Raw genomic sequence first — 23,095 nt, forward strand, 5'->3', positions numbered from 1 at the left:
AAATACTCGGGGTGAATTGACGCCGCAGGCGTCAAGAGGGGCAAAGCCCCTCGATCCCCACTTACCCTTGAGGCGTCAGGTTCTTGCGCGACCCGCGCTGCAACCCCAACTGCCGCTCGCGCCAGATGATCAACACACCCGCGCAGATTACAATCGAAGCCCCGACCAGCATATGCAGGGTCGGCACCTCGTCGAACCAGACAAATCCGATCAGCAATGCAAACAGCATCGCGGCATAGTCAAACGGCGCCACCACAGATGCGGGCGCATAGCGATAGCAAGAAGTCAGCATGATCTGTGCGAGCCCCCCCAACAGCCCCGCGCCGATCAGGAAAAGCAACTCCGCACCCGTCGGCACAACCCATCCAAAAGGCAGCGTCAATAGCGACAGCACCGTGGCCGTCAGCGAGAAATAGAACACGATGGCCGAGGTCTGTTCAGTTTGCACCAGTTTACGGATGTGGATTTGCGCCAGTGCGCGGAAAACGGCAGACCCCAGCACGAACATCACGCCCAATGTCGCCACCGAATAGGGATCAGACCCGCCGAAAATGGTCAGGCGCGGCCACAGGACGATCAGCACACCTACCAACCCGATGCCCACCGCCGATAACCGGAACAGCCGCACATTTTCGCCAAGGAACATCGCGGCGAAGATCACGGTCAACAAAGGTGCGGTGAACCCGATGGCGGTGACCTCGGGCAGGGGCAGCAACCCGAGTGCCGCAAAGTTCAGCGCCATCGCGGTGGTTCCGATCACTCCGCGCCAGACATGCCCCATCCGGCTCTGCACCCTGAGGCCCGTCGAAAGATCGCCGCGCTGGGCCAGCCAGACAAGAATCACGATCAGCGCAAAGAAAGACCGGAAGAACACCGCCTGTCCTGCGGGCACATGATCTGCTGTGGCCTTGATGAACGACGCCATCACGGAAAACAGGGCAATCGCGATCAGCTTCAGGGCAATGCCGCGCACGGGATTCATGGAAGGGCTTTCCTTTCAACAGGTCCAGAGGTTAACAGATTAACGGAAAGGGACAAGTCGCCCCCTTGATCTTTGCCCTGCATCCAAGGATTCAAGGACGACAGTTGGAGGTTCGATTATGTACGCACAGAATTACCTGATTTCCCGCCTGCACGCGGCGTCCGTGGGGCAGGAAACCCGCAACTTCGCCCGCATCCCGCAACGGGCCAGCATGACATTTGGTGAATTGTTCGCCGGGGCCGAGCGTATGGCCGGCGCACTGGTGGCGCGCGGGCTGCAACCGGGCGATCGCGTCGCGGTTCAGGTCGAAAAAACCATCGAGGCAATCCAGCTTTACCTTGGCACGGTTATGGCAGGGGGCGTGTTCCTGCCGCTCAACACCGCCTATACCACGCCTGAGGTCGCCTATTTTCTTGGGGATGCCACCCCGCGCGTTGTGGTTTGCGATCCGGCACGCGCCGATGCCATTTCCGAAGTTGCGGGCGGGGCCACCGTCCTGACCCTTGACGCCAAGGGCCGCGGCACTCTGGAAGAGGCCATCGTCGGGCGCGGTGGCTTTACCCCGGTCCCGCGACAAGCCGACGATCTGGCCGCAATCCTCTATACCTCGGGCACGACGGGCCGGTCCAAGGGCGCGATGCTCAGCCACAAGAACCTCGCTAGCAATTCCGAGATGCTGCGGGACTATTGGCAATTCACCAAGTCAGATGTGCTCATCCACGCCCTGCCGATTTTCCACACCCATGGCCTGTTCGTGGCGACCAATGTCGCCCTACTGGCCGGTGCCTCGACCGAGTTTCTGTCCCGGTTCAACGCCGATCAGATCATTGATGCGATGCCGCGCGCCACAGCCCTGATGGGGGTACCCACCTTCTATACGCGCCTGCTGGACGATCCCCGGCTGACCCGCGAACGCGCGGCCAACATGCGCCTGTTCATCTCGGGCTCAGCCCCGCTTTTGGTGGATACGCACGAAAAATGGGAACAGCGCACCGGGCATCGCATTCTCGAACGCTATGGCATGACCGAAACCAACATGAGCACCTCGAACCCTTATGATGGCGAACGCCGCGCGGGCACCGTCGGCTTCCCTCTGCCGGGGGTCGAAGCGCGGATTCGTGTTGACGGGCAAGAGGTTGCGACGGGCGAAATTGGCGTGCTCGAAGTGCGCGGAGACAACGTGTTCCAGGGCTATTGGCAGATGCCCGAGAAAACCGCCGAAGAGCTTTTGCCCGACGGATGGTTCATTACCGGAGACCTCGCCAAGTTCGACGCGGACGGATACGTCACGATTGTCGGCCGGTCCAAGGATCTGGTGATAACCGGCGGGTTTAATGTCTACCCCAAGGAAATCGAATCCCTGATCGACGATATCGACGGCGTGCTGGAAAGCGCGGTGATCGGTGTGCCACATCCCGATTTTGGCGAGACCGTGGTCGCCGTTGTTGTGCCGACTTCGGACAACCTCACCGAACAACACATCATGGACGCTCTGCGCGACCAGCTGGCAAAGTTCAAGCAACCCAAGCAGGTTATCTTTCTTCCCGAACTGCCGCGCAACACGATGGGCAAGGTCCAGAAAAAGGCGCTGCGCGAAGACTACGCAGACCTGTTCGCCTGACCGCGGTCAGAACCGGATCTCGCCAATCGCGGCGATCATGTTGGTTTCCGCGTTGACGGCAAACAGACGGGCGGTCGTGTCGCTGCGCGGTTGTAATCCGAACCGCAACACCGCGCCTATGGGCACCGGCGCCATGAAACGCCATTGCATCGCGGCCACCGCTGCATCGGGTCGCAACGCCGTACAAACCGCTTCGCCCACCCCGGCGACAAGCAGGCCGGGCACGATCGGATCTGCCAGACCGACGGCACTTGCGGCCTCGGGGTCACTGTGAATCGGGTTCTTGTCTTGCGAAATGTCGAGATACCGCTGCACGGCCCTTGAATCAAAAGCGGCACTTTCGAGCCACTTGGTCGCGGGGGTATTCATACGCTCGGGAAAAAGGCTGCCCCGAAAGCGGGCCATCTCTTCCGGCGTCACAAAGCGCAGGCGCGTTTCCAGTGATACTGCAAGACCGTTAGCGCCGGCGAGATGAAAGGAAAACAGCCGCGCGGCCTTGTTGGACTCTTCCGTCACAGCCAGTCTAAGCGGGGTGCCGGTTTCAAGCGGTGCGTGCCGTTCAAGCTTTTGCGATTCATGCACCACGCCCTGTCCGGCAGGCGGCTGCATCGCGGCCAAATGCGAACGCACCTCAGACCGGCCAAGCAGCGACACAGCCGCAATCAGCGGTGCCTCAACCAACTCGCCGCCCCCTAGCGTTTCCAGCAAGGTCCCCAGCCCGTCAACCGCGCCTTGCTCTAACCCGTCAGGAAAGGCGATTTCGACGGACATGCTTCAGACCTTGGCGACGATCAGCGACGCGTTGATCCCGCCAAACGCCAGCGAATTCGACATGGCAGCCTTGCCGCTGATCGGGCGGGCGGTGTTGGCCACAGGGTCCAGCCCGATTTTGGGGTCGACCTCGGTAAAGTTGATGGTCGGCGGCGCCATCCCGGCCCGAAGCGCCCCGATCGTCACCACCAGTTCCAGCGCCCCGGCCGCGCCCAGAGCATGGCCGTGAACGGGTTTCGTGGACGACACTTCCAGCCCGTCCAGATCCTCTCCGAACACCTGCCGCAGCGCCGAGACTTCGGTCACGTCATTGGCCACGGTGCCCGTGCCATGCGCGTTGACATAGCCGATATCGCTCGCGTCCAATCCCGATTCTGCCAGCGCCAGCGCCATGCAGGCCGCGGCCCGTTCAGGGTCAGGGCGCAGCAGGTCGCCCGCGTCCGAGTTCGTGCCATAGCCCACGATTTCACACAGGATGTCAGCGCCCCGCGCCTCGGCAGAATCAAGCGTTTCCAGCACCAGAACACCCGCGCCTTCGCCCAGTGTCATCCCGTTGCGGTCTTTCGAAAACGGGCGGTTCTTGTCCGCCGTCATCACCCGCAGCAATTCCCAGACACGGAATCCGCCCGCTTCAAGGCAGGCTTCGCTTCCGCCCGCCAGACAACGGTCAATCGCCCCCGCACGCAGAAGCTGGAACGCCAGCCCCACGGCCTGGCTGGCCGATGAACAGGCCGTCGCAGGGCAATAAAGCGGCCCCGTCGCGCCGAACTCCATCGACACCCAGCTTGCCGCCGCGTTGTTCATGATCTTGGGGACGGCCATCGGATCAAGCCGCACTTTGCTGCCCGACCAGAAGGCCCAATAGTTGTCGTCCACGGTTTTACCGCCGCCGAAACCCGACCCGATGATCGTGCCGCAGCGGTCCCCGAAATCGTCTTCCCCAAGGCCCGCCTGCGCCACGGCCTCGCGGGCTGCCACAAGCGCGTAGTTGGCCACCGGATCCCGCATCCGGTTGTGCCCGGTCAGTTCGGCCACCTTGGCTTTGTCATCCTCGGTCAGGACGGCGGCCTCGTTGACACGCTGTTTGTCGAGCCTGTCAAAATGCACGGCGCGGACGCCACTTTCACCGGCAAGGGCCGCCGCGATCAGCGTCTCTGCCCCGAACCCGCAGGCAGACACGGCACCAAGTCCGGTTACGACAACCCTCTTCACGTGTCTCAGTCTTTCTGTTCGTTGATTTTGGCGATGGCGAGATCCAGAAGATCCTGTACCGTTTCCATATCGGCCATGTCATTGTCGACCGAAATATAGGCGCCGTATTTTTCCTCGATCGCCATAAGGATCATAATGAAATCTGCAGACTGGATATCCAGATCGACCAGTTTCTTTTCAGGGGCAATATCAGCGACATCCACCATGCCTTCTTCTGCGACAAGTTCGAGAAGTTCCTGCTGAAGGTTTTGCGAGGTTTCCGTCATTGTAGTGCTTTCCAACCTATACATTTCCAGCTATCCCATGTCGCGCAGACAGGTAGCCAATTCACCATGAGCAATTCCGAAAACCACTCGACAAGAGCCGCAATCGGGACGTTTCTTTTCTATGTGCTGTCTGGGTTGGCCGCAATTCCCTTTCTGCCTTTCCTGCCACTTGTCATCATTCCGAAACGCTACACGTGGTGGATTTTCCGGATTTACCTAAATTTGCAGCTTTTTTTCTTGCGGATCTGCTGCGGTATCCGGGTCAGGGTCACGGGGCGTGAAAATGTTCCCGACCGGCCGGTGCTATGGGCGTCTCAGCACGAATCCCAATGGGAAACCGTCTATTTTCAGGCACTGCTCGATAATCCGGCCATGTTTGCCAAAAAGGAAATCTTTTCCTATCCCTTGATCGGGCTTCTCACGCACTGGAACGGGCACATTCCCGTGGATCGCGGCGGGTCGATTGATGACATGCGCGCGGGATTAAAGGCGGGGGTTGATGTGGCGCGGCAGGGGCGCAGCATCTTGATTTTCCCAAGCGGTACGCGCGACAAGCGGGCCCGCGGCAAGGTGCAATCGGGTGTCGCGGTTCTTTACCAGTTGCTGGAATTGCCGGTCCTGCCAGTGCGCTTGAATTCCGCCACCTGCTGGCCGCCTAAAGGCTGGATCAAGTATCCGGGCACGATCCAGGTGGAAATCCTGCCCGCGATTGCGCCGGGCATGGACCGGCGCGCCTTTATCGAGCAATTGAGAAAAGACCTCGCCTGAATGCGCTCAGGTGAGTGCATAAAGCAGCACCGACAGTGTGACAAAGGCAGCGCTGGTCGCGATCAGCATTGCCAGCGAGGCGAGGCCCTCCAGCCCCTGTTCCTGCGCCAGTACGGCATAGATCCCGAACATCGGCATTGCCGCTGACAGCACCGCCGCAGTGGCAAGATCGGGTGACACGGCCAATCCCGCCACCGGCAGCGCCAGCAGGGCCAGCCCAACCAGCACCGGATGCAGCACCAGCTTGCCCACGGCAATCTGCCCGGCCAGCGCGCGGTTGCCTTTGGTCGGCAGCCCGACCAGCGATCCGCCAATCACCACCAGCGAAAGCGCCGCCGCCGAGGCCGCCAGCATATCCAGCAGGCGAAGCGCGGGGGGCGGAATGGGCAGGTTCACCATCGACACAACAAGGCCCAACAGCAATCCGATCACCATCGGGCGTTTAACCAACCCCCAGAGAAGCATTGCGATCCGTACCCCAAGCCCCGCATGAGCGCCCCCCTTGGCCCAATCCATCAGGATCAGGCAGATGGGAATCAGCACGATGTTCTCGACAAGGAAGTTGAGCGCAAGGATCACACCGGCCAGATCGGGAAAGACCAGCAACATCACCGGATATCCGATGAATCCCGAGTTGGGACAGGAACTGCCCAGCGTCGCTACGGCGCGCCGCCCCGCATCCGGTGCCGTGACCGTGAACCACAGATAGGCGACAAGAATCGTGGCAAGCCCGCCCACCAGAAAAACCGCGATATAGCCGGGATGAAAAATCTCGTTCAGGTCCCGCGATGCCACCGCTTTGAACAACAACGCGGGCAACGCGATGTTCAGAACATAAGTGCCAAGCGTGCGCATATCCGCACCGCTGAACCACCCTTTGGCCACTACGCCATAACCAATCAGGATGGCGGCATAGATCGGAAAGGTGATCGCGAGGATATCCAGCATGGCCCGAGCGCCCCGGGCCCTAGCCAATCTTGCCGCGATTTTCCCCGACCTGGCCGCGGTGCAGCAGCATGTGATCCAGAATCACGCAGGCCATCATCGCCTCGGCCACCGGCACGGCACGGATGCCCACGCAGGGATCATGCCGCCCCTTGGTGATCACTTCAATCGGGGTGCCGTCCTTGCGGATCGACGCGCGCGGCGACAGGATGGACGAAGTCGGCTTTACCGAAAAGCGCACCACGATGTCCTGACCGGTCGAAATCCCGCCAAGAATCCCGCCTGCGTGGTTCGACCCGTATTCGGGGCCGTTCTCGCCCATGAAAATCTCGTCCGCATTGTCGGTGCCGGTCAGGCGTGCGGCGTTCATGCCTTCACCGATTTCGACGCCCTTCACCGCATTGATCGACATCATCGCGGCGGCCAGATCGGTGTCCAGCTTGCCATAAACCGGCGCACCCAGACCGGCGGGCACGTTGCGGGCAACCACCTCGATGATCGCCCCGACCGAGTTGTGGTCCTTGCGCAGCTTTTGCAGATAGTCTTCCCATGCCTGCGCCGTTTCGGCGTCTTGCGGAATCCAGAACGGGTTCTGGTCGATCTGGTCCCAGTCGAATTTCGACCGGTCAATGTCCATCTCGCCCATAGTGGTCATATAGCCCTTGATCTCGACATTCGGCGCCAGTGCCTTGATCGCTTCACGGGCCACCCCACCAGCGGCCACACGCGCCGCTGTTTCCCGCGCCGAGGATCGCCCACCGCCACGATAGTCGCGGATGCCGTATTTCTGCCAATAGGTGATATCGGCATGTCCGGGGCGAAAGGTCTCGGAAATATCGCCATAATCGCGGCTGCGCTGGTCGGTGTTTTCGATCATCAACTGGATTGGCGTTCCGGTCGACTGCCCCTCGAACACGCCCGAAAGGATTTTCACCGCATCCGGCTCGTTGCGCTGGGTGGTGTTCTTGTTCTGACCCGGTCGGCGCTTGTCCAGCCACTGTTGCAGCATCTCGGGCTCGATCGGCACCCCCGGGGGGCACCCGTCGACGGTCGCGCCAAGTGCGGGTCCGTGGCTTTCACCCCAGGTGGTGACGCGGAAAAGATGGCCAAAGCTGTTCATCGACATGGGGCGGCTCCTTTGTTCCATTGCGGCATAGCGGCAGGGCAAAGGTTTCTCAAGGGTTTACAAAAATATGCGCCCGGCACGTTGTACAAAACGGTCACCCCCCTCTCGAAAATGCGTACCAACCCGACAAAACCCGACCGTCCACGTGACGTGAAACCGCTTGTCATCGTTGCGACGCCTCACTAGGTTCGCGCTCACCTCGGGGTGCCTGCACACGGTGTGCCGGCTGAGATGCGTACCAGCGAACCCGTTGAACCTGAACCGGTTAAGACCGGCGGAGGGAAGGTCCATGGAACTCTTCCAGACTTGCTCCGCCCGTCGCATTTTGGAGGATGCCATGAAGTATCTTGCGTTTGCCACGGGATTGTTGACCGCGACAGCTGTTGTCGCCGAGACACCCGTTCTCACTGTCTATACCTATGACAGTTTCGTATCCGACTGGGGGCCCGGACCCCTTGTGGAAAAGGCGTTCGAGGCCCAGTGTGGCTGTGATCTCAAACTTGTCGGGGCCGGTGACGGGGCTGCTTTGCTGGCCCGGATCAAGCTCGAAGGTGCCCGGTCGGATGCCGATATCGTGCTGGGGCTCGACACCAATCTGATCGCTGCTGCACGCGAAACCGGGTTGTTCACTGATCACACCGTGACCGCATCGTATACATTGCCCGTCGAATGGACCGACCCGCAATTCGTGCCTTACGATTGGGGTTACTTTGCTTTCGTGAAGGATGCCGACCTTGAATCTCCCAATAACTTCATGGCCTTGGCAGACAGCGACCTGAAAATCGTCATTCAGGATCCGCGCTCTTCCACACCGGGGCTGGGCCTGCTGATGTGGGTGAAGTTGGCCTATGGAGATGAAGCCAAGTCGGTTTGGGAAGGCCTGGCCGACAATGTCGTGACCGTCACCAAGGGCTGGTCCGAGGCCTATGGCTTGTTCCTTGAAGGCGAAGCCGACATGGTGCTGTCCTACACCACATCGCCCGCCTATCATCTGATCGCGGAAGAAGATGCCTCCAAGGCCGCAGCCGCCTTTGACGAAGGGCATTACATGCAGATCGAAGTGGCCGGAAAGCTGGCGGCGAGTGATCAGCCCGATCTGGCGGACCAGTTCCTGTCCTTCATGGTCAGTGATGAATTCCAGTCGATCATCCCCACGACCAATTGGATGTATCCCGCCGTCACCCCGACCGAGGGACTTCCCAAGGGCTTTGAAACCCTGATAACGCCGGAAAATTCGCTCCTCGTGCCAGCGGACAAGGCCGGCATTGTGCGTGACGCGGCGCTGGCGGAATGGCTCGACGCGCTGTCAAAATAACGGCCTGGCCAGGGATCATGGCCGCTGCGTTTGTGGCGGCCCTGATCCTTGGCACCCTTCTGGCTGTCGCGCTGCGGGCCGAGGCCGGGCGTGGGCTGGGACCGTCCGAATGGGCGGCGATCCGGTTCACGATCTGGCAGGCCCTGTGGTCTGCAACCCTCAGCGTGGCCCTTGCCATTCCAGTCGCCAAAGCCTTGGCGCGGCGACGCTTTCCCGGGCGCAGCCTGCTAATCGCCTTGCTGGGCGCGCCCTTTATCCTGCCGGTCATCGTGGCCGTGCTTGGGCTTTTGGCGGTGTTCGGGCGCAGCGGTATTATCAATGTTGCTTTGGGATGGGCAGGGCTGCCCGAAGTCTCGATCTACGGGCTTCATGGGGTGGTTCTGGCCCATGTGTTTTTCAACCTACCATTGGCGACGCGGCTGATCCTGCAAGGCTGGCAACAGGTGCCGGCCGAAAGGTTCCGTCTTGCGGCGCAACTGGGCTTTGGTCCGCGCGAGATGTGGCGAATCATAGAGGCCCCGATGTTGCGCCGCGTCGCTCCGCCTGCCTTTGCGGTGATTTTTGCCCTGTGTGTCTCGAGCTTTGCTGTCGCCCTGACACTTGGCGGTGGACCAAAGGCCACTACGGTTGAACTGGCCATCTATCAGGCGTTCCGGTTTGATTTTGATCTTGGGCGGGCGGCCTTGCTGTCCTGCGTGCAGCTGATTTTGGTCGGATCTGCGGCGCTCGTCGCGCTACGGCTGTCGGGGCAACAGGGGTTTGGGGCTGGTTTGGATCGCCCGGTCAAGCGGTGGGATACCGGCGGGTACGGACGTGGCGTTTTGGATGGGGCCGCGATTATCTGTACCGCCCTGTTTCTGATACTCCCACTCAGCATTGTGGTTGTTGATGGCCTGATGGGGTTGGGGCGGCTGCCGACGCAATTGTGGCACGCGGCGTGGGTCTCACTTCTCGTCTCACTGGGGTCTACGGCGCTTGTCGTTCTTCTCGCGCTGCCCATCGCGATTGCCGCCGCATCGCGGCACGGATGGCTTGAAGCGGCGGGTCTTTTGGGGATCGCGGCGTCACCTCTCGTTATTGGAACGGGTCTGTTTATCTTGATCTACCCCGTTGCCGATCCGTTTGACCTTGCTTTGCCGGTGACGGCGTTGGTCAATGCCGTGATGGCCCTGCCTTTTGCGCTGCGGGTTCTGGTCGGTCCGATCCGGGATGTTGTCTCTGACTACGGGCGCCTGAGTGCGTCGCTTGGACTCGGGGGGTGGGCCTGGCTAAAGCTGATCCTGTTTCCGCGTATCCGGGGGGGATTGGGCTTTGCCTGTGGGTTAACGGCGGCCTTGTCGATGGGCGATCTGGGGGTCATTGCCTTGTTCGCCGACCCCGAAACGGCGACCTTGCCATTGCAGATGTACCGCTTGATGGGCAGTTACAGGATGGAGGCGGCATCGGGGGCGGCGTTGCTGTTGCTCGTCCTTAGTTTTGGCCTGTTCTGGGCCTTTGATCGCGGAGGGCGCAGGCGTGCTGAAACTTGAAGGGATTGTCATTCGGCAGGGGGATTTTCGCCTCGGTGCAGATGTGACGATTGATGCAGGGGCGCGGGTGGCTGTTATTGGCCCGTCCGGAGCCGGAAAATCGACCCTGTTATCGCTGATTTCAGGCTTTTTGCCGCCAGAGACTGGGCGTGTTTTCTGGCAAGGGCAGGATATCACCGATGCTGCGCCGGGCGCGCGCCCCGTGGCCATGCTGTTTCAGGACAACAACCTGTTTCCGCACCTGACCGTAGCGCAGAATGTCGGGCTGGGAATTCGCCCGAACCTTCGACTTGATCGCGACGAAACCGTCCTTGTCACCCAGGCCTTGGTGCGGGTCGGGCTTGGCCCGTTCGCGCAGCGCAAACCGGCAAAATTATCCGGTGGACAGCAAAGCCGCGTGGCGCTGGCCCGCGTGTTAGTACAGCGAAAGCCGCTGGTGTTGCTGGATGAGCCGTTCGCGGCGCTAGGGCCTGCGCTCAAGATCGAGATGCTGGACCTGGTGGCAGAGCTTCTGGAGGAAACCGGCGCGGGCCTGTTGATGGTCAGTCATGATCCCGAAGATGCCCGGCGGATTGCGGACCAGGCGATCCTCGTGGCGGAAGGAAAGGCCCACCCACCGGCTCCGACGGCTGCGTTGTTGGACAACCCGCCGCCGGTGTTGAAAGCTTATCTCGGTTAGATTTCGCGCAAGGCTTCGACAGCTTCGGGGATGGGGTAATGGTGGTTGCCCACGAACAGCCCGTTTTCGTCAATGTAATCGGCATTCTTCAGGTCACCGTGGATCGAGTAGTCAAAGTATTTCATGACCTCGTTCTTGGCAAAATTGCCGGCCACGATCGGGCGGCACTCAAACCCGGCGGCGACCAGATCCTTGACCAGATCGGCGCGTTTCAGTCCGGAACCGGGTCGAATGACCAAAGAAAACCCGAACCAGCTCGACTCACCAATCTCTTGTTGAATCATGAATTTGGGATGATTCGACAGGGCGTTCTGGATCATCGTGCCATTGGCGCGGCGCCCCTTGATCAGGTCAGGCAGTTTGGCCAGCTGTTCAATGCCCAATGCGCCGGACATTTCCAGCGGGCGCAGATTGTAGCCCGGCAGCACAAAACGGAAGGATTCTTCGAACGGATCATCCGATTTCTCGCCAGTGACGTGGTTGAACTTGGGCAGGTTGCGGGTCCAGCCATGGGCGCGGAGGGCCAGCATGACATGGTAAAGCTCTTCGTCATCGGTGACGACCATGCCGCCTTCCATGGTCGAGATGTGGTGCGAGAAGAAACATGAATAGCTGCCCATCACGCCGAAGGTGCCCGCCTGTTTACCCTTGAACGTCGCGCCCATGGATTCGCAGTTGTCTTCGATCAGAACAATGTCGCGTCCGTCGATAATGCCATCGATCGAGGCGAAATCGTTCGGGTTGCCCAAAAGGTTCACCACCATAATGGCGCGGGTTTTGTCGGTGACGGCTTCGGCCAGCGCATCGAGATCATAATTCAGCGTTTCAAGGTCGATATCCACGAACTTGAGGTGCAGGCCGTATTGATTCAGCGGGAAATAGGTGGTTGACCAGCTGACGGCGGGCACGATGATTTCATCGCCGCGTTTCAGATTCAGAGTCGGGTTCTTGGTAAAGAACAGTGCGGCGGTCATCAGCAGATTCGCAGAGGATCCCGAGTTAACCATGACGGCAAATTTCGACCCGAAATAGTCGGCGAACTGGCGTTCAAACTCGGCAACTTCGGCCCCCATGGAATAACGGTCGGAGTCGATCACCTTTTGAAGCGCATCAAGTTCCTTTTGGTCCCAAGAGGACGTGGCAAGCGGGAAACGGAAGCTCATTTTGTGGCCTCATTCAGATAAAAATCATAAGTACGCTGGATGGCGTCATGCAACGAGGTCGGCGCCGACCAGCCCCATGCGGTCTGGCGTTCGGTTGAACAAAGTTTCTGTTTCATGCCGACCGGTTTGGACAGGTCATGCACGAAGTCCCCCTGCCAGCCGATCACATCTGCGACGGTCTGATAGTATTCGTTGATGGTGAAATCGTGTCCCAGACCGGTGTTCATCAGGTCAGGCAGGTTTTCGATATCATCTGCGGCTTTCATCACCGCATCGGCCAGATCGCCCGCATACATGAATTCGCGGCGTGCCGTGCCATCCCCCCAGATTTCTACGGTTTCCTCGCCTTTGGTTTTGGCCAGGTGCACCTTGTGAATGATTGCGGGCAACAGGTGCGAGTGTTTGGGGTCGAATTTGTCGTGCCGTCCGAACAGGTTGCAGGGGATCAGGGTTTTGTACTGCGCGGTTTCATCCTCTCGGCGGATGTATTGGCATAGGCGTGTCGCCATGATCTTGGCGATGGCATAGCCTTCGTTGGTTGGCTCAAGCTCGCCAGTCAGGATCATGTCCTCGGTCAATGGGTTGGGCGCAGCGCGTGGGTACATGCAGGTCGAGGCGAGGTTAAGGAACTTGGACACGCCGGACTGGTACGCCGCCATGATGATATTGCGTCCCATCGCGGTGTTGCGTTCCAGAAACGCGACGGGATGGGCCATGTTGGCCTGAATACCGCCGACCTGACCGGCGGAATGGATCACCATATCTGGCTCATGGCTTGCAACGTATTCATTGACGGCGGTGGCATCGGTGAGATCCAGTTCGCGCGAGGTGGGTGCCAGAACCTCCCAGTCGGTTGCGAGCGGATGTTCAAGGATGTTGCGCCCCACCATGCCCGACCCGCCGGTGAGAAGAAGCGTGCCTTTGGTCATATTGCTCAGCTTTCGGTCGAGACGGGCAGTTCCAGCCCGTGTTCACGCAACAGACGGTTGCGACGCGCGTCTTTGAGATCGTTCGCAACCATCTCTGCGCACATTTCCTGAACCGTGATTTCCGGGGTCCAGCCCAGTTTCGCCTTGGCCTTGGCCGGATCGCCCAACAGGGTTTCCACTTCAGCCGGGCGGAAATAACGCGGGTCGATCCGTACAATCACGTCGCCCACCGACAAGGCAGGGGCGTCATCGCCTTCAATGGCATCGACGATGCCGACTTCTTCTAGGCCCTCGCCTTCGAACCGCACGGTGATGCCCAGTTCTTCGGCAGACCACTGGATGAACTGGCGCACGGAATACTGCACACCCGTTGCGATGACGAAATCATCCGGTTCATCCTGTTGCAGCATCATCCACTGCATGCGGACATAGTCCTTGGCGTGGCCCCAGTCGCGCAGCGCGTCGATATTGCCCATGTAAAGGCAGGGTTCCAGCCCTTGCGCGATATTGGCGAGGCCCCGGGTGATCTTGCGAGTCACGAAGGTTTCGCCGCGACGTGGGCTCTCGTGATTGAACAGGATACCGTTGCAGGCGTACATCCCATAAGCTTCGCGATAGTTCACGGTGATCCAATAGGCGTACATCTTGGCGACAGCATAGGGGCTGCGCGGGTGGAACGGGGTGGTTTCGGTTTGCGGGATTTCCTGCACCAGACCATAAAGTTCCGAGGTCGACGCCTGATAGAAGCGGGTTTTCTTTTCAAGGCCGAGGAAGCGGATCGCCTCGAGCAAGCGCAGCGCGCCGGTGGCGTCCACATCTGCGGTATATTCCGGGCTTTCAAAGCTGACAGCGACATGCGACTGCGCAGCAAGGTTATAGACCTCGTCTGGCTGAACCTCTTGCAGGATGCGGGTCAGGTTCGAACTATCGGTCAAATCGCCGTAATGCAGTTTGAACCGTGCGTTCGAGGTGTGGATATCCTGAAAGATGTGGTCAATGCGCTGCGTGTTGAATGAAGAGGCGCGGCGCTTGATGCCGTGCACTTCGTACCCTTTTTCCAAAAGGAATTCGGCCAGATAGGAACCGTCCTGCCCAGTGACACCGGTGATAAGGGCCTTTTTCATCGCATTATCCTTGTTGCTGGCGCCTTAGCGCCCTGTCTTGCCCCACATTTAATGGCAAAATGTCCGAGTTACATCCCCCAAAAGGTATGGGTGCGGAAACGTGCAATGTATCACTGACTCAGTTTGAATGACGGGTGAAGGTCGTCGATGATGATCGGATGCGCATGAGGACCATCGCCCTTCAGGTGCGGGTGGTCCGGGGGAAGGTCGGTGTGCTCATGTTGCCGGGGGCTAGCACTGTTGGCGGGCCAGAGTATCGCTGCCGCAAACACTCCGGGTAGGGCGAGTAGCGCCTGGGCGATCATGGTCGTTGTCGTACCGTGTGCCGTCATCAGCCATCCGGTCAAAGGGTAGAAGACCAGCCAACAGGCATGGGACAGGGTAAACTGCGCCGCGAACACGGCGGGTCTGTCCTCGGGATGGGCCGATCGGGTCAATACCCGCCCCGCAGGGGTCAGAACACAGGTGTAGCCGACACCGATCACTGCCCAACCCGACAGCAGGGTGATGAAACCCTCGGCAAACGCGTCGAGCGCAAAAGGTATTGCAAACAGTGCCAGAGAAGCGATCAGCGCCCCCAATATCATCAGGACGCGATCGCTTTTCAGGTGCAGCAGGCGCGGTACCAGAAGGGCCGCACTCATAGAACCTGCGCCAAATGCCGCCAGCGTGAGGGCCACTTCGGTCTCGGCCAGCCCAAGGTCAGACCGCACGATGACGACTGTGTTAACAATGACGACAGATCCGACCGCAGAAATCACCCAGTTCAGGGCGAGAAGGCCAAGCAATCGCGGGGTCTTGAGATAAATGCGCAGGCCACGTGTCGTGCGCTCAGAAATGCTTCGGGGCTTTGCCGGAGGCGGTGTCGGTAGAATGACCGAAACGACGAGCAAGGCAGAGGCGATGAAACCAAGCGCAGTTCCCAGAAAAAGGATGTCATAGGTAACCAGCGTCAGCAGTGCAGCGGCGAAAAGCGGACTGAGCAGGCTCTCGGCGTCCATTGCAAAACGCGATATGGACAGGGCCTTGGTATAGTCCTCTTCTTCAGGCAGCACATCGGGAATGAGCGCCTGAAACGCTGGTGTGAAGCCCGCGGAAGCGGATTGAAGCAGGAAAACAAGCACGTAGATTTGCCAGATTTGGGTGACAAAAGGCAGACACACGGCGACCGAGGCCCGCACTATATCAAGCCCGATCAGCAGTTTGCGTCGGTCTGCCCCGCTTGCCAAGGCGGCGACAACGGGGGCGATTGTGACGTAAGCGACCATCTTGATGGTCAGTGCAATGCCCAGAACCAAGCCAGCGTTTTCTCCGGCCAGATCGTAAGCCAGAAGCCCCAGAGCAACTGTGGCCAGACCGGTTCCGCTCAAAGCGACCAATTGAGCCAAAAATAGGTGGCGATAGGTGCGGATACCCAGAACGGATAACATGTTGAGGCCTTCCTGCTCGGGATGCGGGTGGTTCTAACCCAGACTGCGACCAAGGCCGGGCTAACTCAACCTGTTTTGCTGGGCGGTGGGCGTGATGCCGTATTTGGCGCGGTAGACGCGGCTGAAATGGCCGGGGCTTTCAAACCCGCAGGCCAATGCGATCTCGGTCACAGAGCGATCGGTCTGCACCAGAAGATTGCGCGCTTTCTGAAGGCGCAGGTCCACATAGTATTTCTTGGGAGAACAGTTCATGTAGCGCCCGAAAATGCGTTCGAGTTGTCGGGTCGAGATACCGATATCCTGGGCGATTTGCATTGGCGCAATCGGCGTTTCCAGGTTTTCGCTCATCGTCTCAATTGCTTTGACCAGATGCGGATTGCGCATGCCGTGTCGGGATTGAAGGGACACGCGTTGTTCGGCCGTGCCCTCGCGCACAGCATTGTAGACCATCTGGTCGGCCACCGCGACGGACAGATCGTTGCCGTGGGCCTGCGCAATCAGATGCAACATCAGGTCTGCGGTGGCCGTGCCCCCCGAGGCGGTGATGATGGTTTCGTCGGCGACAAAGACGCTGCTGACAAGGTTCACTTCGGGAAATTCCTCCATGAAACCGTCATGGAAATCCCAGTGAATTGCCGCGCGCATCCCGTCGAGCATGCCAGCCTTGGCCAGAACATGTGCCGCCGAACACAAGGCTCCGAGTTTGGCTCGGCTCACGCGGGCCTTGCGCAGGACATTCAGCAAAGGTTGTGACACGTGGTTCTGAACATGAATCCCTGAAAGGACAAACAGCCGGTCGCAATCCGGAATCGTATCGTACCCACAGTTCACGAGCGTCACAGTGCCATTCGAGCAAGTCGCCGCTTCCCCGTCCTCGCTTGCCAAGGTCCACTGGTACAGGGTTTCACCGCTGACCAGATTGGCAATCCGCAGAGGCTCGATCGCGCATGAGAAGGCGATATGCGTGAATTCCGGCACCAGCAGGAAAACGAAATGCTCGGGAGATTGCATCAGCATAGTCCTCGTGTGAATCGGAACGGGCATTTCCGACGATGAAAATCTATCAAAATTTTATTTGTATACAAATTGTATTTTTGACTAAGGTGAGGCTATCTAAATTGGAGAAGTCGATGAAACTCGATTCGAAATCCCGCAAAGTTGGGCTTTATGAAGCACTGAAGACACGGATTCTGACCCTTGAGATGCGCCCCGGCGAGGATCTGGATGAAACCGCGCTGTCTGAAGAGTTTTCATTGTCACGCACGCCGTTGCGCGAAGTCTTTCGTCAGTTGGCCGGAGAAGGCTATGTCGATCTGCGCGAAAACCGCGGCGCACGGGTATCCGAGATGTCCCATACCACGCTGCGGGATTTTTTCCTGACTGCCCCTATGATTTATGGCGCGGTTCTCAGATTGGCTGCCAAGAATGCCCGACCGGACCAGATTGAAGAGTTGAAAGCTGCGCAGGCGCATTTCCGCGACGTCCTTCGGGCAGGGACAGGGGCCGAACGGGCGCTCGCCAACAACCGGTTTCACGATATCACCGGTGACATGGCCGACAATGTCTATCTGACGCCCAGCTTCCAGCGCCTGTTAATTGACCACGCCCGCATTTCGGTAACGTTTTACCGTCCGACCGACAACAGCATGGCCCAGAACGTGTCGGAAGCGGCGGACCAGCACGACCAGATTATCGACGCGATCGAAGCCGGAAATGAAAACCGAGCCGCAGAACTGGCCGAGGACCATTGGGCCCTGTCGCGTGACCAGATCGAAGTTTTCGTCATGCCGCATGGATTGGATATCCCGCTTGGCGATTTGCCGCGCAAGACCCCAGCCTGACCCCGGGAAAGGACAATTATGACCCCCATCTTCAAATTCGAAGGGATTTACACGCCGGTCGTGACCCCCTTCCATGCGGATCACAGTGTCAACTGGGATGCCTTGGCCGATGTGATCGATAACCTGATCGACAAAGGTGTCCACGGTCTGATTTCAGGCGGATCCACAGGCGAGAATTATGCGCAAACCGTAAACGAGCGCCTTGAGGTGGCACGGTTCACCCGCGACCGCAGCAATGGGCGGGTGCCGTTGATTGTCGGAACGGGCGCCATGATGACACCGGATTCGGTCGCGCTGGCCATCGGTGCGCGCGCCATTGGGGCGGACGCCATTCTGCTGGCAACGCCGCCCTACTCCGTGCCGACTGAACGGGAAAACGCGCTGAACGCGCTGGCCATCGACAAGGCCGCGAACCTGCCGGTGATGCTTTACAACTATCCGGGGCGCATGGGCGTGCATATGGGCGAAGAATTCCTGGATCGCGTCGGGCGCAGCCGGAACATTTGCGCGATCAAGGAAAGCTCGGGCGACATCAACAGGGTGCATCTGCTAGCGCGGGATTATCCACATATCCAAATGTCCTGCGGTATGGATGATCAGGCCTTGGAGTTCTTTGCATGGGGCGCGCGCAGCTGGGTTTGCGGGGGCTCCAATTTCCTGCCCGAGGAACATATCGCCCTCTATCAGGCGTGTGTAGTCGAAGGGGATTTTGACAAGGGGCGCCGGATCATGTCGGCGATGATGCCGCTCATGCGGGTGTTGGAACAGGGGGGCAAGTTCATCCAATGCATCAAGCATGGGGTCACGATGTCGGGCATCGACACCGGCCCAATGCGCCCTCCGCTGACCGGCCTGAACAAGGATGACAAACGCGCGCTAGACCAAGTCATCCGTGTTCTGAAAACAACCATCAAAGACATTCAGGCAGAGGGGGAATGATCATGGATCTGCTGACACGCGAGGAATATCAGGCCATTGCAGCGAACCTGACGTTTCCTAGTACTGCCTTTGTGGACGGAGGTTACCGTCCCGCGGCTTCGGGAAGGACTTTCAAGACCGTGAACCCGGCAACCGGTGAAACACTGGCCGAAATTGCCGCTTGCGACAGTCAGGATGTAGATTTCGCAGTGACCAAGGCGCGCGAAGCCTTTGAGGATGGGCGGTGGTCGAAACTGCATCCGTCTGACCGGAAAGACATTTTGATCCGTTTTGCCAAGCTGTTGACCCGCGATGCGCGGGAACTGGCGGTGATGGAATCGATTGATTCAGGCAAACCAGTGTTCGATTGCGAAACAGTCGACATTCCTGAAACCATCCACTGCATCAAATGGCACGCCGAGGCGATCGATAAAATCTATGATCAGGTCGCGCCAGCCTCGGACGACCACATCGCCATGGTTGTGCGGGAACCTATCGGTGTCGTCGGCCTGGTACTTCCGTGGAACTTTCCCTTGCTAATGCTGGCGTGGAAAATTGCGCCTGCGCTGGCGGCTGGCTGTTCGGTCATCGTCAAGCCTGCGGAAGAAACCTCACTCACCGCGCTGCGTGTGGCAGAACTGGCCAGCGAGGCCGGGGTGCCGAAGGGCGTTCTGAATATCCTGCCGGGCAGCGGGCCGGACGTGGGCGAACCCATGGGGCGCCACATGGATATCGACATGCTGTCCTTCACCGGATCTACGGCCACCGGCAAGCGGTTCCTAGCCTATGCGGCCGAAAGCAATGCCAAGGAAGTCGTGCTCGAAATGGGCGGTAAGAATCCCTGCGTTGTGATGAACGATGCGGAAAACCTTGACCGGGTGGCCCAACACATTGTGAATGGGGCGTTCTGGAACATGGGCGAGAACTGCTCGGCTATATCGCGTCTCATTGTGCATCGCGACATTAAGGCAGAGTTGCTGGAACGGATCGAAGCACATGCCCGTCTCTGGACGGTAGGCGATCCGCTCGATCCCGAGACCCGCGTTGGGGCCCTGGTGTCCAAGGCGCATTTCGACAAGGTATGCGGGTATCTTGATGCAGCGGAAACCGTGTTTCTGGGCGGTCAAACACGTGACGGCACCCATGTAGCTCCGACGGTGATCGAGCTGGATGACAATAATTCTGAACTGGCGCGTGAAGAGATTTTTGGCCCGGTTCTTTCGGTGATCCCGGTGGCGGGCTTTGACGAGGCCATCGCCGTCGCAAACGATACGGATTATGGTCTGGCGGCCAGCCTGTTCACGTCAAACACCAAGCGCGCCATTCGTGGCGCACGGGCAATTCGGGCGGGAACAGTGACTATAAATAGCTATGGAGAGGGCGATATCTCGACACCCTTCGGCGGCTACAAGCAATCCGGATTTGGCGGACGGGATAACTCGCTGCACGCCCATGACCAATACACGCAGTTGAAAACTATCTGGATTGATCTGGCCGATGACGCGGACGAGGCCGTGTCGTGACACGCTATACCGCCAAAAGGTTGCCTATCCAGACAGGACCGGCGGCTTGGAACGCGATCTTGGGGCCGCAAGATCCGCCTGTGCCCCTAACCCACGACGCGTCGGCGGATTTCGTTATCGTGGGCGGTGGTTTTGCCGGGCTTTCCGCCGCGCGCCGGTTGCGGCAGTTGCAACCCGATGCGTCGATAATCGTGCTTGAGGCGGGGCGGATCGCGGAAGGGGCCGCGGGGCGTAACTCGGGCTTTATGATCGACCTGCCGCATGATCTGGCGTCCGAGAATTACGCGGGAACGGGCGACGACAAGACCCTGATCCGTCTTAACAGAAAGGCCATTGCCTTTGCCCGTGAGGCGGTGGAAGAGTACGGGATTGACCCAAACTTTTTCGATGAATCCGGCAAGGTCAATGGCGCCGCCAGCGCGGCGGCCCATGCCCATAACCTTTCTTATGCGCAACATCTGGCGGCGCTGGGCGAACCGTCCGAGGTTCTGGACGCGCAGGCGATGCAGGAGCTGACCGGATCAACTCACTACGTTTCGGGGCTGTTCACCCCGGGCACCGTTGTCTTGCAGCCTGCCGGATATATCAGGGGCCTTTGTGCAGGATTAAGGCGAAACAGGGTCCAAATCTGCGAGCACTCGCCGGTCACAGGGTTCGCGAGGGCGGGTGAGGGATGGGCCGTCTCGACCCCCACAGCCTCGGTGTCTGCTGGCAAGATCATCCTGGCACATAACGGACATCTCGAAAGTTTTGGGATCAAGAAGGGGCGGCTGATGCAAGTGTTCCTTTTTGCCTCGATGACAATTGATCTTGATCCAGAGTCGCTTGCGCGCTTGGGGGGGCAGTCCCGATGGGGCATCACCCCGTCTGATCCGATGGGCACTACCATGCGCAGGATTGACACCGCTCAGGGTGGCAATCGCATCATCACACGAACCTGTGCCATGCTGAAGCCCGGTATGAACCCGACGATGCATGATGTGGCGCGGGCGGCGCGGGTGCAGCAGCGGAAATTCGATCAGCGGTTCCCACAGCTTGCGGGCCTGAAAATGGAATACAAATGGGCTGGCCACCTGTGCCTAACACTGAATGGCGTGTCGGTCATGGGTGAGATCGACAACGGCGTGTTTTCGGCCTGCGCGCAAAACGGGTTGGGCACGGCACGGGGAACGCTGACCGGTATCGGCGCGGCAGAGTTGGCCTGTGGAGAAACCAGCGATATCACACATCATTTTTCCGCCGAGCCAGAGCCGAAGAAGCTGCCCCCCCAGCCCTTTGCCAGCCTCGGGGCTAACGCCTATATGCGCTGGCGCGAGTGGCGGGCGGGTGCGGAATAAGGGCGAATCCCGGCACGACGTCTATGGGTAACGGGGACCTTCGTTTCAGAAACTCTGATTCAACTCGTCACTGGCAGGGATCTCGCGTTCGCGACGCGCGATGTAATCCCGCAGCTCTTCGTCCTTGGCGATGTCCAGCTTGGGTTCTTCATAGTCGTTCAGCAGTTTGCGCGCATGTTTCAGGGCGCGTTCGGTGATCTCTACCTCGCCTTCGGCCACCCATTGTTCAATGGAATTGTTGTCGAACAAGTCGGGCATGAAAAACGCGGTCTGGAAATTGTCCTGCGTGTGCGGATGGCCCAGATAGTGTCCGCCGGGTCCGATATCAGATACCGCATCCACAGCAGTATCAAAGTCGTCCCAGTTCGGTCCCTGCGCCATACGATGAGCCATGGCGCATTGCTCGGCATCGACGACGAACTTGGCCACGGAACAGTGCATGCCGGCCTCGTTCCAGCCGGCCGAGTGCCAGATATAGTTTGCCCCGGCATGCATAACAGCCGACAGGGTGGTGGCGGATTCATACCCGGCCTGTGCGTCAAAAGTCTTGGCACCACCAAGGGTGTTCGATGTGCGCCAGGGCACATCATAGTGGCGCGCCATCTGCCCGATCATGAAATTCATCAGGCTGATTTCCGGTGTGCCTGCCATGGGCGCCCCCGATTTCATGCTGACCGTTGAAAGATAATGGCCATAAATCGCTGGGGCTCCACGCCGGATCACCTGTGTATAGGCCAGCGCCGAAAGTGCCTCGGCGTTAAGCTGTGCAACGGATGCGGCTACGCTTGCGGGGGTGTTCGCCCCGCCAAGGACGAAGGGCGAGCACAGAACCGGTTGATTGTGGTAGCAGAAGGCACGCATCGCCCCGAGCATTGTTTCATCCCAGACTAGTGGCGAGTTCCCGTTGCAATTTCCGGTGGTGACGGGATGGGTCTCCATAAAATCCGCGCCGAACAGGATTGCACACATATCCATGACGTCTTCCGCATTTTTGGGGGATGTCGTCATACCCATGAAGGTCTTGTCGGAATATTTCATCGAGGAATACGTGATCCGCAGGTGCCGTTGTGAGATCGGGTGGTCATACGGTTCCACGATGTGATGCGCCGAGGAATGCAGGGCAGGCGACATATGGGCAAGCTTGTGGAACATGGCGAGGTCATCCAGCGTCGGATTGCGCCGCACATCATCAAGGTCCCGCAGAAACGGCGCGCCGGTCATTGGCACAAAGATTGAATGACGGCCACCCAGTCGCAGGTTTTTCTTGGGGTTGCGGGCGGTATAGGTAAAATCCGACGGGATCGTCGAAATCAGATCCATCACCAGCCCGCGATCCAGATAGACAAGTTCGCCGTCAACCTTGGCGCCTGCACGTTTCCAGTCTGCCAGCGCAATGGGATCGCGGAACTGTACGCCGACATTCTCTAGAATATCCATCGACGCGTCGTGAATGCGCTCGACTTGCGATCCGGTCATGATCTCGCATACCGGAAGGTTGCGTTCGAGGCCGGGAAGCATGTCGAATACAGGCGCAGAGCGCGCGGCGCGGCGGGCATTGCGGCCACCAGAACGGGTGCGGGGACGTGGCGTATCAAGCATGGGCGGGTCTCCTTGGC

The 23,095-nt window shown here is 59.3% G+C and carries 21 protein-coding genes and 1 riboswitch; of the genes, 9 read left to right on the top strand and 12 right to left on the bottom strand.

The features are described 5' to 3' along the window. Nucleotides 1-61: 61 nt before the first annotated feature. Complete coding sequence (locus WNE31_RS01935; protein ID WP_349977896.1) at nucleotides 62-982, bottom strand: DMT family transporter; 921 nt, start codon at nucleotides 980-982, stop codon at nucleotides 62-64. Nucleotides 983-1,100: 118 nt separating this feature from the next. On the opposite strand from WNE31_RS01935, the gene WNE31_RS01940 reads away from it, so the two are divergent. Next, nucleotides 1,101-2,603, top strand: a complete 1,503-nt coding sequence (locus WNE31_RS01940) for a malonate--CoA ligase (protein WP_349977897.1) — start codon at nucleotides 1,101-1,103, stop codon at nucleotides 2,601-2,603. 6 nt (nucleotides 2,604-2,609) lie between these two features. On the opposite strand, the gene WNE31_RS01945 is transcribed toward WNE31_RS01940, so the two are convergent. Genes WNE31_RS01945 through WNE31_RS01955 form a run of 3 tightly spaced genes read right to left on the bottom strand, consistent with a single transcriptional unit; the run spans nucleotide 2,610 to nucleotide 4,852 of the window. After that, nucleotides 2,610-3,374 carry a MaoC family dehydratase gene (locus WNE31_RS01945; protein ID WP_349977898.1) on the bottom strand — a complete coding sequence of 255 codons (765 nt, stop codon included), beginning with the start codon at nucleotides 3,372-3,374 and terminating at the stop codon, nucleotides 2,610-2,612. A gap of 3 nt (nucleotides 3,375-3,377) precedes the next feature. Beyond that, nucleotides 3,378-4,586: a beta-ketoacyl-[acyl-carrier-protein] synthase family protein gene (locus WNE31_RS01950; RefSeq protein WP_349977900.1), complete on the bottom strand. Its 1,209-nt coding sequence runs from the start codon at nucleotides 4,584-4,586 to the stop codon at nucleotides 3,378-3,380. A gap of 5 nt (nucleotides 4,587-4,591) precedes the next feature. After that, nucleotides 4,592-4,852 carry an acyl carrier protein gene (locus WNE31_RS01955; RefSeq protein ID WP_349977902.1) on the bottom strand — a complete coding sequence of 87 codons (261 nt, stop codon included), beginning with the start codon at nucleotides 4,850-4,852 and terminating at the stop codon, nucleotides 4,592-4,594. 66 nt (nucleotides 4,853-4,918) lie between these two features. On the opposite strand from WNE31_RS01955, the gene WNE31_RS01960 reads away from it, so the two are divergent. Then, a complete protein-coding gene (locus WNE31_RS01960) occupies nucleotides 4,919-5,620 on the top strand; it encodes a lysophospholipid acyltransferase family protein (RefSeq protein WP_349977903.1) in 702 nt (233 codons plus the stop codon). 6 nt (nucleotides 5,621-5,626) lie between these two features. Here the strand turns inward: WNE31_RS01960 and WNE31_RS01965 are convergent, their stop codons facing one another. Then, on the bottom strand, nucleotides 5,627-6,568 hold the full coding sequence (locus WNE31_RS01965) for an AEC family transporter (protein WP_349977904.1): 942 nt from the start codon (nucleotides 6,566-6,568) through the stop codon (nucleotides 5,627-5,629). Nucleotides 6,569-6,587: 19 nt separating this feature from the next. Beyond that, nucleotides 6,588-7,691: a chorismate synthase gene (aroC, locus tag WNE31_RS01970; RefSeq protein WP_349977905.1), complete on the bottom strand. Its 1,104-nt coding sequence runs from the start codon at nucleotides 7,689-7,691 to the stop codon at nucleotides 6,588-6,590. A 190-nt stretch (nucleotides 7,692-7,881) separates the two neighbouring features. After that, nucleotides 7,882-7,991, top strand: a riboswitch (TPP riboswitch). A 37-nt stretch (nucleotides 7,992-8,028) separates the two neighbouring features. Between aroC and thiB the strand changes: the two genes are divergently transcribed. Genes thiB through WNE31_RS01985 form a run of 3 tightly spaced genes read left to right on the top strand, consistent with a single transcriptional unit; the run spans nucleotide 8,029 to nucleotide 11,214 of the window. Beyond that, complete coding sequence (thiB, locus tag WNE31_RS01975) at nucleotides 8,029-9,006, top strand: thiamine ABC transporter substrate binding subunit (protein ID WP_349977906.1); 978 nt, start codon at nucleotides 8,029-8,031, stop codon at nucleotides 9,004-9,006. Next, a complete protein-coding gene (locus WNE31_RS01980) occupies nucleotides 8,982-10,535 on the top strand; it encodes a thiamine/thiamine pyrophosphate ABC transporter permease ThiP (RefSeq protein ID WP_349977907.1) in 1,554 nt (517 codons plus the stop codon). The genes thiB and WNE31_RS01980 overlap by 25 nt, the downstream gene beginning before the upstream one ends. After that, nucleotides 10,522-11,214, top strand: coding sequence for a thiamine ABC transporter ATP-binding protein (locus WNE31_RS01985; protein ID WP_349977908.1), 693 nt, complete (start codon nucleotides 10,522-10,524; stop codon nucleotides 11,212-11,214). The genes WNE31_RS01980 and WNE31_RS01985 overlap by 14 nt, the downstream gene beginning before the upstream one ends. On the opposite strand, the gene WNE31_RS01990 is transcribed toward WNE31_RS01985, so the two are convergent. From WNE31_RS01990 to WNE31_RS02010, 5 genes are all read right to left on the bottom strand, one after another. After that, complete coding sequence (locus WNE31_RS01990) at nucleotides 11,211-12,377, bottom strand: DegT/DnrJ/EryC1/StrS family aminotransferase (RefSeq protein WP_349977909.1); 1,167 nt, start codon at nucleotides 12,375-12,377, stop codon at nucleotides 11,211-11,213. The two genes, WNE31_RS01985 and WNE31_RS01990, sit on opposite strands and share 4 nt — an antisense overlap. Next, nucleotides 12,374-13,306 carry a GDP-L-fucose synthase family protein gene (locus WNE31_RS01995; protein ID WP_349977910.1) on the bottom strand — a complete coding sequence of 311 codons (933 nt, stop codon included), beginning with the start codon at nucleotides 13,304-13,306 and terminating at the stop codon, nucleotides 12,374-12,376. Before WNE31_RS01995 ends, WNE31_RS01990 begins: the two co-directional genes overlap by 4 nt. 5 nt (nucleotides 13,307-13,311) lie before the next feature. Continuing rightward, nucleotides 13,312-14,430, bottom strand: coding sequence for a GDP-mannose 4,6-dehydratase (gene gmd / locus WNE31_RS02000; RefSeq protein ID WP_349977912.1), 1,119 nt, complete (start codon nucleotides 14,428-14,430; stop codon nucleotides 13,312-13,314). A 110-nt stretch (nucleotides 14,431-14,540) separates the two neighbouring features. Then, on the bottom strand, nucleotides 14,541-15,860 hold the full coding sequence (locus tag WNE31_RS02005) for an MFS transporter (protein WP_349977914.1): 1,320 nt from the start codon (nucleotides 15,858-15,860) through the stop codon (nucleotides 14,541-14,543). Nucleotides 15,861-15,920: 60 nt separating this feature from the next. Further along, the gene (locus tag WNE31_RS02010) at nucleotides 15,921-16,871 is read right to left on the bottom strand and encodes a GlxA family transcriptional regulator (RefSeq protein ID WP_349977915.1); all 951 of its coding nucleotides are present in this window, start codon (nucleotides 16,869-16,871) and stop codon (nucleotides 15,921-15,923) included. Between the two features lie 119 nt (nucleotides 16,872-16,990). On the opposite strand from WNE31_RS02010, the gene WNE31_RS02015 reads away from it, so the two are divergent. The 4 genes from WNE31_RS02015 to WNE31_RS02030 are packed head-to-tail and all read left to right on the top strand — an operon-like array spanning nucleotide 16,991 to nucleotide 21,479. Continuing rightward, nucleotides 16,991-17,701 (top strand): GntR family transcriptional regulator, encoded by a 711-nt coding sequence (locus WNE31_RS02015; protein ID WP_349977916.1) that lies wholly within the window; start codon nucleotides 16,991-16,993, stop codon nucleotides 17,699-17,701. An 18-nt stretch (nucleotides 17,702-17,719) separates the two neighbouring features. Further along, nucleotides 17,720-18,640: a dihydrodipicolinate synthase family protein gene (locus WNE31_RS02020; RefSeq protein ID WP_349977918.1), complete on the top strand. Its 921-nt coding sequence runs from the start codon at nucleotides 17,720-17,722 to the stop codon at nucleotides 18,638-18,640. A 2-nt stretch (nucleotides 18,641-18,642) separates the two neighbouring features. After that, nucleotides 18,643-20,142 carry an aldehyde dehydrogenase gene (locus WNE31_RS02025; protein ID WP_349977919.1) on the top strand — a complete coding sequence of 500 codons (1,500 nt, stop codon included), beginning with the start codon at nucleotides 18,643-18,645 and terminating at the stop codon, nucleotides 20,140-20,142. Continuing rightward, nucleotides 20,139-21,479 carry an NAD(P)/FAD-dependent oxidoreductase gene (locus WNE31_RS02030; protein ID WP_349977920.1) on the top strand — a complete coding sequence of 447 codons (1,341 nt, stop codon included), beginning with the start codon at nucleotides 20,139-20,141 and terminating at the stop codon, nucleotides 21,477-21,479. Before WNE31_RS02025 ends, WNE31_RS02030 begins: the two co-directional genes overlap by 4 nt. A gap of 45 nt (nucleotides 21,480-21,524) precedes the next feature. On the opposite strand, the gene WNE31_RS02035 is transcribed toward WNE31_RS02030, so the two are convergent. Beyond that, the gene (locus tag WNE31_RS02035) at nucleotides 21,525-23,078 is read right to left on the bottom strand and encodes a trimethylamine methyltransferase family protein (RefSeq protein WP_349977921.1); all 1,554 of its coding nucleotides are present in this window, start codon (nucleotides 23,076-23,078) and stop codon (nucleotides 21,525-21,527) included. Nucleotides 23,079-23,095: the final 17 nt, after the last annotated feature.

The organism is Shimia fortis, from assembly GCF_040225985.1.
Taxonomy (GTDB): domain Bacteria; phylum Pseudomonadota; class Alphaproteobacteria; order Rhodobacterales; family Rhodobacteraceae; genus Shimia.